The sequence below is a fragment of the Bacillus sp. ChL18 genome (genome assembly GCF_026241425.1).
Classification (GTDB): domain Bacteria; phylum Bacillota; class Bacilli; order Bacillales; family Bacillaceae; genus Bacillus; species Bacillus velezensis.
This window is the reverse complement of record NZ_JAPHWE010000003.1, coordinates 165,313-177,552: the sequence shown is the minus strand read 5'-3', so window position 1 is coordinate 177,552 and position 12,240 is coordinate 165,313. Positions and strand designations below refer to the sequence as shown.

Genomic DNA, 12,240 nt, shown 5'->3' with positions numbered 1-12,240 from the left:
TCTTCTTCTTCCCTTCTTAGACAAGTTCGGCGGGCTCTCCCACTTGCTTAATGAATTTTTTCGTCCGTTCGTTCTGCGGATTGTCAAACAGCTCTTCCGGCGTTCCCTGTTCGATGATGCGTCCGTCCGCCATAAATATGACCTTGTCGGCCACTTCACGCGCAAACGCCATCTCATGCGTGACGATGATCATGGTTGTCTGTTTTTCGGCAATTGATTTGATGACTTGGAGCACCCCGGCTACAAGCTCAGGGTCAAGGGCCGAAGTCGGTTCATCCAGTAAAATCGCGTGAGGATCAACGGCCAAGGCGCGTGCAATCCCGATCCGCTGCTGCTGCCCGCCCGACATCGTAATCGGGTAGCTGTCCGCTTTGTGTTCTAAACCGACTTGCCGCAGCAGATCCATACCGATCTGTTCCGCTTCTTTTTTCGGTTTCTTTTGCGCGGTGATCAGCGCCTCTGTCACATTTTGCAGGGCGGTTTTGTTTTTGAACAGGTTGTAATTCTGAAACACCATCGCCGTCTGCTGGCGAAGCTTATGAACGTCTTTGCGCGAATAGGACGCTGCATTCAGTTTTGCATCACCGATTTCAATGATGCCGTCATCCGGGCGCTCCAGCAGATTCAAACAGCGGAGGAGCGTTGATTTTCCCGAGCCTGACGGGCCGATGATGGCCGTGACTTCGCCGCTTTTGATCTCAAGGTCGATCCCGTCAAGTACGGTAAGGTCTTTAAATGCTTTTCGAATATGTCTGACTTGTATCATCCTGAGCCTCCTCCTATGTGCGATAAGGCTTGCTGATCGCCCGTTCGAGCAGATCCTGCAGCACACTGTAAATAATCGTAAGAATCCAGTACATGACCGCGACGGCTAAATACGTCTCAAAATATTTGAGGTTGCCTGATGCGTACATTTTTCCTTGGGCGAACATTTCCATCACTCCTAATGTAAAGGCGAGCGATGTTTCCTTTAACAGGCCGATAAACGTATTTCCCGTCGCGGGAAGCGCGTTTCTGACGGCTTGCGGGAAAATGATCCGTCTGTACGCCTGGGATTTTGTCATTCCGACAGACAAACAGGCTTCAAGCTGCCCCTCATCGACTGAGTTGAGCGCCGCGCGGAAGATTTCAGCCAAGTAGGCGGCATTCTTCAGGCTTAACCCGATAATCGCCGCAGTTAACGCCGTCATCTTGCTCATTCCGGGAAAGAGCTGGGGCAGGCCGTAATAAATTAAGAAAAGCTGCACGAGCGTCGGAACGCCCCGGAAAAATGAAATATACACCTTTGACAGCTGGTGAAGCACAGGAACACGATTTTTTGTGATAAGCGCTAATATAAGGCCGCCGATCACGGCAAATACCATGGCCGCGACGGCCATTAGTAATGTGATCGGCAAGGCTTCGATTAACGCGGGAAAAGCTGAAAACATAAATCCCCAATCAATGCTGTTCATTCTCGATTTTCACCGCCGTTTCTTAATGCTTTGTTTCTGTTGTGATGTCTTCTTTAAAGTACTTTTCAGACAGCTTTTTCAGCGTGCCGTCTTTTCGCAGGTCTTCAATGGCTTTGTTTACTTTTTTGCGGATTTTATCGTGAGCCGCATCTTTCGCAAACGGGAAAGCGACTTTTTCATAGACAATCGGGTCTCCTGCTAATTTCAGAGGCAGACCTGTCTTTTTGATCTGGGCGATCAGGACGCTGCGGCTGTTCACATAAGCGTCAACCCGTCCGTAAGCCACGTCTTTCAGCGTGCCTTCTTGTGTTTCATACGTTTTAATGTTGATTTTTTTATCCGGGTCCTTGCTCTCAAGGTTTTTCGCGTGGTTTGAGCCCAGAACGGCCGCCACTGTTTTTCCTTTTAGATCGTTGACTGATTTGATGTCTTTGTTATCGTTTTTGACGACGATTTGAGTGCCCGCATACGAATACGGTTCTGTGAAGTTATACGTTTTCTTGCGTTCGTCCGTGACAGCGACCTGGTTAGAGATGGTGTCGAGTTTGCCGGTCTGGAGCTCTCCCATCAGACCGCTGAATTCAAGCAGCTTCCAGTCCAGTTTCATGTTGATTTTTTTCGCGACGGCTTCCATGACATCCACGTCAAAGCCGGTCAGCTTGCCGTTTTCTTTATATGCAAACGGATAGCTTTGTCCCGTGGCGCCTACATGCAGTACGTTATCGCCGCCTTCGTTTTCTTTTCCGTTTCCGCATGCTGATAAAACCGCCAAAAGCGCGGCAGACAGCAGCAAAGCCCATGTTTTCTTCTTCATTGAAATCCCGCCTTTTCCTATTAAAATGTTAATCCTGCAATTGTTTTTTTAAATAAATGGTGATGTGCCCTTTTCCTAAATCCTTTTCGCCTGCACGAACGTAGCCTTTCCGCTCGTACATGCCGATCAGCCACGGATGCTTGTCCGCTGTGCCCAGTGACACGAAAGGCGCTTTTAATGTATCGCGGAGCACTGTATTCTCCAGCCACTCCAGCATGTCTGAGCCCGTCCCTTTTTTTCCGGTTTCAGGATCGACGGCGAACCACCAAATATGAGGGACACCGTACGGCCCGGGATTCGGCCCCCACGGCATCCGCAGAGAAATCGTCGCCAGAATCCGTCCGTCTTCCTCCAAAACGTAACAGGCGTTTTTTTGTATGTTATTTAAAACGAGTTCTTTATCCGCCGTGGCAGCGGCAAAGTTGATGCCGAGCTTGCGGATCGGTTCATACGCCCGCAGTGTCAGTGAAAGCAGCTCATCAGCGTCTGCCTCCGTTGCGAGCCGGTATTGTCTTGACATGATGAGCCCTCCTTTAGTCGGCATATCGGTTTGCCGGTTTTTCCAGTCCGAAATGTTCTCTGAGCGTCGTTCCTTCATACTCTTTTCTGAACACGCCCCGTTCTTGTAAAATCGGAATCACTTTGTCTACAAAAAGAGTGAGACCTTCAGGCAAAAGCGGCGGCATGATGTTGAAACCGTCACAAGCTTGTTTTCCGACCCATTCTTCCATCTTATCGGCAAGCTGTTCTGGCGTTCCGACAAAGATATGATGGCCTCTTGAACCCGCCACATATTTGTAAAGTTCGCGGATGGTCATGTTATCGCGTTTGGCCATCTCCTGAACGAGCTTGAACCGGCTTTTAACGGCATTCGACGCATCCGCATCCAATTCAGGCAGCGGGCCGTCAAGCGGGCAGGCGGAAAGGTCGACGCCGCCCAGATAGTTTTGCAGAATGTTCAGGCCGACAGACGGGATGATGAGGTCTTGGAGCTCTTCATATTTTGCCTGCGCTTCTTCTTCGGTATCGGCAATAACGGGAAAAATTCCCGGCATGATCGCGATTTTTTCAGGATCACGGCCGAAAGAAGCCGCTTGTTCTTTAATAGATTGATAGAATTCCTGCGCGGACTCCAAATGATTTTGCGCGGTGAAAATGACTTCCGCCGTTTTGGCGGCCAGCGCTTTTCCGTCTCCTGATGATCCGGCCTGAATAATGACCGGGCGCCCTTGTGGTGTGCGGGCGACATTTAACGGCCCTCTCACGGAGAAATATGTTCCTTTATGGTTCAATTCATGCATTTTGTCTTTATCGAAAAATGCTCCTGATTCTTTGTCACGGATAAAGGCGTCTTCCTCCCACGAATCCCATAATCCTTTGACGACTTCAACGAATTCTTCCGCGCGCTGATATCTGAGATGGTGCTCAAGATGCTTTTCGCCGCTGAAATTAAGCGCGGTCGATTCAATCGAAGATGTGACGACATTCCAGCCCGCGCGGCCGTTGGAAAGATGATCAAGCGATGCAAATTGTCTCGCGATATGGAACGGTTCGCTGTATGTGGTAGATGCGGTCGCCGTCAGACCGATGCGGGATGTGACCTGAGCGAGCGCCGACAGCAGCGTAAACGGCTCAAAGCGCGTCAGCACATTCGGATGTGATTTGCCGTCTATTGATAAACTGTCCGCCAAAAACAGCATGTCCAATTTCCCCCGCTCAGCCGTTTTTGCCAGTTCTTTGAAATAATCCAAATTCATGCTCGCGTCCGCCGGTGCCTGAGGATGTCTCCAAGAAGCGACATGATGGCCGGTGCCCGCAAGAAACACACCGAGTTTGATTTCTTTTTTCTTTGTCATGATGGATCTCCTTCTATTCTGAAATACGGTTCGGAAAATATTAACACCACTAAACCTATATTTCCTAGTAATTTTATAAGAATAAATCAAAATGTACAATTGTCAGGCAAGTTTGTCAATGCATTAAGACAAAAATCATGATTTTTAAAAAAACCCGGCGCACCGGCCGGGTTATTTCTTCGAAACTGTATAGACTGTCCCTTTGACCTTTTTCTTAATAACGGCAATGATAAGCAGCAAAACGGGGAACAGCACTTGAAACGGAAGATGAATATAGATCGGCACAATGTTTAAGCCTTCATTCATGTGTTCCGAAAAATTGCTTGCGATGCTGATGGAGAGAATCAGCACCCCCAATCCGACCGGGAAGGCCAGCTGGGACGGATTTTTTTCTTTAAACAGCGTGGACACGCCCACGACAACCGCATATGTAAAAAGGCTGACTTTGAAAAAACCGCCGATGACGAGCACGAGCATGAAAAAGACATCCAGCCGGTCTAAAAACTCTTCCACTTTAATTGTCTGTATGGTGCTCAGCAGCGGAAATTGAGAGCGGAGCATTAAGTTGACGTCCAGCACACAAATATTAATCGCCACTGACATTGCCAAAAACAGCCCGCTGATGATAATCGCCATAAATCCGGTTTTCTTCACCTTTTTCCGATCTTTTAAATAAGGGAAAATCATGACAAACACGATTAATTCACCGAACGGGATGAACATCGTCTGTTTAAACACGGAATAAATGACCGTTCCTGCCCCCTCCGCTAAAACGGGCTGGAGAAATCTGAGGTTTATCGTGCCTGAGCTGATAATGAGGATCAGCCCGACGGCTGTCAGGAAATACATAATGCCAAACAGCAGCTCGCCGGCTCTCGCTATCACTTCAATTCCCTTTCTGACCGCAAATATCGCGGCGATCATCAGCATGGCATTCACAATTAAAATCGGCGTGTCCTGATAGGCGAAGGTGACAAGCATTTCGCCAAAATCCCGCAATACGCGGGCGGCGATATAAGCAAAATAGAGAATATAAAGAAGGGAGACCGCCCAGCTCAGATGTCTGCCGATCAGTTCGTTCATGTAATCTCTCGGAGAAGACTCAGGAAAAAATTGATACAGCGCCTGATAAACGTAGAAAAGCCCGAGACCGATAACGCACCCGAGAAGCACGGACAGCCATGCATCCCGCCCGGCCATCGTGCCCGGCGGGATCAATAACGAACTGCCCAATTCAAACAAAATGATCATAATAAACAGCTGACGCGTGCCGATTTTCGCATTTTCCATACGCTTCGCTCCTTTCTCCTCAAATCAATCATGCTCAAGCTTGTCTGAGAGAGGATTATTCCGCAAGCCCGTTCTTCTGATAATGACTTCCGTTTTGACATCTACGGGGAGATTGGGGAAATATTCTTCATCCCACTTCCCTTTGAACTTTTTCCATTTGTCTGGATGCTTCCGATAGATCAGGTCTCCGAAGCCGACGAAGTCATTCTTATGGGCTTTTATATCTTCAATCGATTTGGTGATATCTTTCTCAAGCTGCCCGCTGAGCGCCTTTTGCATCGTCATCAGCACTTGCGGATCAGACAGATGGAAAGGGTATCTGACAGCGTCCACCAGCCCCTCGACCTGAGCATGCACGTGAATATGCGGTTTTCCGTTCGGAAAAGTGGCCGTCACCTTTGTATTCTGACGGGTGACCTGCAGACTGATTGCATGCTTCACGTTCTTCCAATCCGCATTGATGAACGTATGCTTGATCCTATTGAGAAGCCATACAGCCCCCACACTGTCGTCATCCTCAATCCAGTAATCCAGCCTCCCATCCTTTTTGAACACCGCCAGTCCGTCCGCTGACAGCACTGCTTTCGGTTCAGTTGTCTGCGTATTTTCCATCGTAGGACCGGCTTTATCGTCTCCGTGCATTTCATAACCAGGAATAAACGGCGACCCGGTCGGAGAAGCGAGATCAATCAGAACGTCCTGAAGGCTGGTTTTAATGACTCTGCCGTATTGTTCCTGCGTGAAGCTGAGCGTCTTGTTCACTTTATTGGAAGGGATTTTATCAATCGGCGTCAGCACTTTAATAATGTCTTCAGCCTTACAATTATGCGCGATCACAACGGTTGCGGTCGTCCTGAATTCGGTGTCGCGGTCAAGATTGTCCAGAATAAAACTGAGCCCTTCCTCTTTCGCCAGTTTTTCACTGAACACCACGAGATTCGTATGCGCAAAATAGAGCCTTCTGGACACTTTCATCGAGCCTTTTCTCAAAGCTTCCGTCAAATTGTCTCCGGACACCGAATAGACGGAAACCGGAGGCCGGTCTCCCGCTCCGCCGCCCTGCAGACCGCCGGCCACGTTTCCCGGATTGATAATTTGAAAGTGAAGGACGTATTTTCCCGTTTCGGTCCGGTCAATACCGATGGCGGAAATCACCGCTAAATCGGTCAGCTCCCTTTTATCCCAGCATCCGGATACAAACATAAGGGAAACCATCGTACAAAGGATAAGCATCCATTTACGTCTTTTCATTACCGTCGCCCTCTTCTACATCTTTATTAACCATTCCTCTGGATGTCTCCGGTTTCGGTCTTTGATGTTCCCCTTGGCGCCTGTTGTTTTCCTGCACGAGCAGTCCCGGCCTTTTTTCATCCGCCCATAACGGAGCGCGGAGGAGGGAATCCTTCAGTCCGCCCGGGGTTAAAGGAGCGAGCGGGGACATATACGGAAATCCGAATGAACGCAGGCCGCACAGATGGACAAACATCATGATAATGCCCAGAATCAGCCCGTAAAATCCCATGACCGCCGCCGACAGAATAAAGAGAAACCGGATCAGCCGCGCAGATATCGCCATGTCAAAAGCCGGGGTCGCAAAGCTGGCAATCGCCGTCAGCGCGACGACGATAACCATGGCCGGGGAAACGATGCCGGCCTGTACGGCGGCCTGGCCGATGACAAGCGCTCCGACTATGGAAACGGCGGAGCCGACAACTCTCGGAAGCCGGACACCCGCCTCCCTGAGAATCTCAAAGGCCACTTCCATCGTCAGCGCTTCAATCACGGCCGGGAACGGCACCGTCTCCCGCTGGGCCGCGATGACAATCAGCAGCTGCGTCGGAATCATTTCCTGGTGAAAGGTCGTCGCCGCCACATAAATCCCCGGCGCCACCAGTGAAATGAAGAAGATCAAAACCCGCAGCACCCTGATGCTGGTGGCGATATCAAATCGTGAATAATAATCCTCAACCGATTGAAAAAATTGAATAAATAAGGCCGGCGCGAGGAGAACGAACGGCGTTCCGTCCACGATAATCGCAAATCGTCCTTCCAGCAGATTCCCCGCCACAACGTCCGGCCGCTCCGTATGATATACGGTGGGAAACACGGAAAACGGCGCGTCTTCAATGAGCTGTTCAATGTAGCCGGATTCCAAAATGCTGTCGATGTCAATGTGCTTCAGCCGTTTGCGGACTTCCTTAATCAGCTTTTTATCGCAAATTCCGTTAATATACATCAGCGCGACATCCGTATTCGTTTCGTGTCCGATCTCCATTTTTTCAACCCATACATCAGGCGTTTTTATATACCTGCGGATCATGGAAATATTGGTTTGCAGAGATTCAGTGAATCCCTGCCGCGGGCCGCGGAAAGAGACCTGAGTGCTCGGCTCTTGAATGGACCGGTGCTCTCCCCCTTCCGTGCTGGCGATCAGCGCCTTGTCAGCCCCGTCGACAAAAATGAGCGTGCTGCCCGCCACCAGCCCGGCATAAAGACTTTTCCACTTCTCTTCCTCTTTCACCCCGCCGATCGCAAGCGTTTTATCGTATATCAGGCAGACCGCTTGTTCCGGCTGAACGGACGGGATGTCGATTAAATCCTCCAGAAGGGATTGGCTGACGAGCTGTTCGTCTACCAAACCGGCGATATACACAATTGCGGCCGGAAGCTCTTCTTTTCCGATTTTCAGCCGGCGGATGACGACATCGGCACTGTTGCCGAACCTCTCAGACAGTTTCTTCATATTTTGCTTTAAGCTGAGGGAGATCGGCTCACCCCGCTCTTTGTCCGGCTGGCTGTCCGCTTCTTTTCTGCCTTCATTGTCACGGTCGTTTTGATCGGCTTTTTTTTGTTTCTTCTGCTTGAAAAATGGCGGCATATCGCAAAAAACCTTTCCTCGTTTTTTTCATATTCTTCCTGTACGGCAAAAGATTATGCACGGCGGAAAGTCTGTATAAGTTTTGCGTAATCGAAAAGGATAAAAAGGGAGAGTGTTGCTCATGAAAATATTGGGAGTTTCATTTTTTTTGCTGGCTGCCTTGCTGGTGATTTCACTCGCGATGGATATGCTGCAAGGTTTCAGTTTCTATGGAGCGGTCCAAAACAACCTGTCCGCTTTTAAATTGACCACCTTCTCAGAATGGCTGATGCTGTTTTTATTCGTCCTCTTTTTAATCAGAGAAATGATCGCTTTATATAAATCAGGTAAAAAAGATGCCTGACAGGCGCACGGCTGTATTGTGTCAAAAAAGAACACATCCCTCCTTCTCTCGGAGTTCATGTGTTCTTTTTATTTTTCGATGCAGATTGTTTTCAGATGACGATATTTCCGCTTTCCGTATCTGTCGTGTGTTTCACAATGACGCCTCTGATTATGCGGTTGCCGATGATTTTGGTGCTTGCGGAGGAATTGGTTTGGATGGCGGAAGCAGAAGCGGCGGAAAGGTTGTTGATGGTATTGCCCGACACGAGGGAATTGGAGGCTCCGTTCAGATAGATGCCGATCGGGCTGCCCGCCGTTCGGTTGATCGTGAGCGTATTGTCTATGACTTCATGCGTGCCTGAGTTCAGATACACGGTAACGATGAGCGGTGATGATTCAAAGCGGTTGCTGATGACAGAGGTTCCCGAGGATGTTGAACTGAATACGGGATAGTTTTTATAGTTCTTAAAGAGATTGCCTTTGATGACAGCCCTGGCGTCATTTGTTACAGATACGGCATAGGACTCCGCGGCGCCCTGATACGCATTCGGAATGAGCGTATTTCCTTCAATAACGGCATTTCCGCCTGTGACCCATATGCCCCGGCTGAACGATTTCAGCACATTTTGTTTTACGGTGATATTGCCGGCCGACATGCTGATTCCGTCTGTCACCTGATTCAGAGTGTTATTCGTAAAGACGGCGTTTTCCGAAAGCGTCGCCCGCATCCCCGTGCTTCGTCTCGTTTCGGAACGTCCGTTTTCAACGACATTGCCGTCAACGGTCACATCTTCTGCCTGATAGACGGAGATGCCCGTATTTTCAAATTGATTGATTTTGTTGTGGGTGACGAGGACGCTTTTTCCCCTTACATCTATTCCGGTGGAAAACCCGGTAATCAGATTGTTGGAAATAACGGCATTGCTGCTGTCCTGTCCCTGTGACACACCTTGTCCGGCGACTGCGGTTCTTGAGCCGCCGTCTGACCGAAAGAAGACATTCCCCGAAATGACGGTATGTGCCCCATACCCGTAGCTGATTGTGTTATCGGAATGATTTCCTTCAATTAACACATTATATCCGTTAAAATTGGTGACTGAGCTTGCGGCGTTTCCGGAGAAGAAGTTGTTGCGGACCGTAATATGAAGAGCTTCCTCATAATCAATATCGCCTTCTCCGTACGATTCAATATCGATTCCGAATTTCGGAGCCGTTCCGTTCCCTTGCCCGGCGTCTTCAATCACGCATTCTTCCACCGTAACGGTATGGCAGCCGGTGATTGAAATGTTGTTCCGCCTTGACTGCCTGACCTCACAGCGGCGGATGGTCACCTGTTCTGAAGTTTCGTAATCACTGTTTGTTTTTAACCCGAGCGGGCTGACAATTATGCCGTCTCCCGTAAAATCCGAAATCTTCACATTTTCGATCAGCACATTGCTGCTGCCTTCAATACAGATTCCAAACCCCCATTCATGGGTCGACCGCAAAGGGACATTGGTATACGTGTGTTCATCCCGTTCCCCGATGATCCGGCCGCCGGTGATGGTGACATTTTCACGCCTGCCTATATAGAAAGCCGAGTAGCCCCAGGAGCTGTTCGGCGCCACTTTAATCGTGCATTCCGGATCTAAAACGATGGTGAGATGGCTCGGCACGTTAATCCCGGCGTTCCGAAACGGCTGGCTTCTGTCCCCGCCAAGCGTGCCGTTGATTTTATACGTTCCGGGCGGAAAAAACACCGTATGACAGCCTTCGCTTACGGCCCTGGCCAAGCATTGATTGATGGCGACCGTCACGTCGGTTTTTCCGTCTGCCGCCACACCGCAATCCGTAATATCCAATATACGATTCGGCAAGTAATAATCTCCTCCTTCCTCTCTTATTGTCATCTTATTCCGCTCTATCCCGCTCCGCCTGTACATACTTTAAATTTTATTAAAAAAGTTTATAAAGATAGTTTCGTCAGATAATATAACAAAATAAGTCATTGGAATTAGGAAGATTCGTCTATATTCAACGTTTTAATATCTTTTCATTCTGGAATTTTTTGAATTCAGTATAAATTATATTGACACAAGTATTATATAAGAATATGATTTTTGTAATACACTTTTTTAAGAAAGGGTTGGCTCAGGTGGCATCTATTGATAAGGACTCTATAACAGAAACTGTGCCGCAACGAGGCTTTTTCGGTCATCCCCGCGGCTTGTTCACACTGTTTTTCACCGAATTTTGGGAGCGTTTCTCCTACTATGGTATGAGAGCCATATTGCTTTACTATTTATACACGGAAGTCGCTCATGGCGGTCTCGGCTTTGATAAAACGACCGCAGTTGCCATCATGTCCATATACGGGTCTCTCGTATACATGTCGAGCGTCATCGGCGGATGGCTGGCCGACCGGGTATTCGGCACGGCAAACACCGTATTTTACGGCGGAATTTTAATTATGTTCGGGCACATCGCTCTTGCCTTCCCTGGCAGCACGGCGGCGTTTTTTACCAGCATGGCTCTGATCATTATCGGAACCGGCCTGCTTAAACCAAACGTATCCAGCGTTGTCGGAGATTTATATACGAAGGAAGACGAGCGCCGCGACTCAGGTTTCAGCATCTTTTACATGGGGATCAACCTCGGCGGATTGCTTGCGCCGCTAATTGTCGGAACACTCGGACAGAAGTACAACTACCACTTAGGCTTCGGATGCGCCGCGGCCGGTATGTTCCTCGGACTGATTGTTTTCGCTCTTACGAGAAAGAAATACCTTGGCAAAGCAGGCTCCAATGTACCGAATCCGATTTCTAAATCATCAGTGATCGGCACGGGAATCGGAGTGGTCATCGCAGCAGCCGTTATCATCGTTCTGATTCAAACCGGCTGGCTGACGATCCAGCGTGTGATTGACACCGTCAGTATCCTCGGCATTGTCATTCCGGTTATTTACTTTATCGTGATGTTCACGAGCAAAAAAGCGACGAAAACGGAAAAATCACGGCTTGCGGCTTATGTTCCGCTGTTTATTGCAGCCGCAATGTTCTGGGCGATTCAGGAGCAGGGCGCGACGATTCTTGCTTTATATGCGGATCAGCGCACGAGACTTTCCTTTGCGGGCATGCATCTTGAGTCTTCATGGTTCCAGTCTCTGAACCCGTTATTCATCGTTATTTTCGCGCCGGTGTTCGCGTGGATCTGGATGAAGCTCGGCAAACGCCAGCCTTCAACACCGATTAAATTCGCGATCGGCATTATCCTTGCCGGATTATCATTTTTAGTCATGGTGCTTCCGGTTATGGGCGGAAGCGGCGAGCTTGTGAGCCCGCTTTGGCTTGTGCTCAGCTTCCTTTTGGTTGTGCTTGGTGAGCTTTGCCTTTCACCGGTCGGTTTATCCGTCACAACAAAACTTGCGCCTGCCGCTTTCTCAGCGCAGACGATGAGCATGTGGTTTTTAACAAACGCCTGCGGTCAAGCCCTGAACGCAAAAGTAGTCGGTTTGTTTGATAAGATTTCTGAAGCGGCCTACTTCGGCTCAATCGGTCTTGTTTCGATCATTCTCGGTATTATTTTGATTCTTCTGTCTCCCGTTATTAAACGGGCGATGAAAGGCGTACAATAAAAGAAAAGCCT

Annotated in this window: 11 protein-coding genes; 2 read left to right on the top strand and 9 right to left on the bottom strand. The window is 49.0% G+C overall.

Annotated features, from left to right (window positions below; all coding sequences use genetic code 11):
* Positions 1–16 precede the first annotated feature (16 nt).
* From OQ477_RS17280 to gerKA, 8 genes are all read right to left on the bottom strand, one after another.
* Positions 17–766, bottom strand: a complete 750-nt coding sequence (locus tag OQ477_RS17280) for an amino acid ABC transporter ATP-binding protein (protein WP_003156349.1) — start codon at positions 764–766, stop codon at positions 17–19.
* Positions 767–779: 13 nt separating this feature from the next.
* Entirely contained in the window at positions 780–1,454 is a 675-nt protein-coding gene (locus OQ477_RS17275) for an amino acid ABC transporter permease (protein WP_007410261.1), read from the bottom strand.
* Positions 1,455–1,476: 22 nt separating this feature from the next.
* Positions 1,477–2,268, bottom strand: coding sequence for an amino acid ABC transporter substrate-binding protein (locus OQ477_RS17270; protein WP_265973352.1), 792 nt, complete (start codon positions 2,266–2,268; stop codon positions 1,477–1,479).
* Between the two features lie 28 nt (positions 2,269–2,296).
* Complete coding sequence (locus OQ477_RS17265; RefSeq protein ID WP_003156352.1) at positions 2,297–2,788, bottom strand: GNAT family N-acetyltransferase; 492 nt, start codon at positions 2,786–2,788, stop codon at positions 2,297–2,299.
* Positions 2,789–2,801: 13 nt separating this feature from the next.
* Complete coding sequence (locus OQ477_RS17260) at positions 2,802–4,127, bottom strand: LLM class flavin-dependent oxidoreductase (RefSeq protein ID WP_029326230.1); 1,326 nt, start codon at positions 4,125–4,127, stop codon at positions 2,802–2,804.
* Positions 4,128–4,295: 168 nt separating this feature from the next.
* Complete coding sequence (locus tag OQ477_RS17255) at positions 4,296–5,414, bottom strand: GerAB/ArcD/ProY family transporter (RefSeq protein ID WP_044802607.1); 1,119 nt, start codon at positions 5,412–5,414, stop codon at positions 4,296–4,298.
* A gap of 24 nt (positions 5,415–5,438) precedes the next feature.
* Entirely contained in the window at positions 5,439–6,665 is a 1,227-nt protein-coding gene (locus tag OQ477_RS17250; RefSeq protein ID WP_265973349.1) for a Ger(x)C family spore germination protein, read from the bottom strand.
* Positions 6,652–8,292: a spore germination protein GerKA gene (gene gerKA / locus OQ477_RS17245; protein ID WP_265973347.1), complete on the bottom strand. Its 1,641-nt coding sequence runs from the start codon at positions 8,290–8,292 to the stop codon at positions 6,652–6,654. The genes OQ477_RS17250 and gerKA overlap by 14 nt, the downstream gene beginning before the upstream one ends.
* Before the next feature lie 121 nt (positions 8,293–8,413).
* On the opposite strand from gerKA, the gene OQ477_RS17240 reads away from it, so the two are divergent.
* Positions 8,414–8,635 carry a hypothetical protein gene (locus OQ477_RS17240; protein WP_007609365.1) on the top strand — a complete coding sequence of 74 codons (222 nt, stop codon included), beginning with the start codon at positions 8,414–8,416 and terminating at the stop codon, positions 8,633–8,635.
* 91 nt (positions 8,636–8,726) lie between these two features.
* Here OQ477_RS17240 and OQ477_RS17235 read toward each other — a convergent pair whose 3' ends face one another.
* The gene (locus OQ477_RS17235) at positions 8,727–10,472 is read right to left on the bottom strand and encodes a right-handed parallel beta-helix repeat-containing protein (RefSeq protein WP_265973345.1); all 1,746 of its coding nucleotides are present in this window, start codon (positions 10,470–10,472) and stop codon (positions 8,727–8,729) included.
* Positions 10,473–10,750: 278 nt separating this feature from the next.
* Here OQ477_RS17235 and OQ477_RS17230 point away from each other — a divergent pair, with 278 nt between their 5' ends.
* Entirely contained in the window at positions 10,751–12,229 is a 1,479-nt protein-coding gene (locus tag OQ477_RS17230) for a peptide MFS transporter (RefSeq protein ID WP_007410252.1), read from the top strand.
* Positions 12,230–12,240 lie beyond the last annotated feature (11 nt).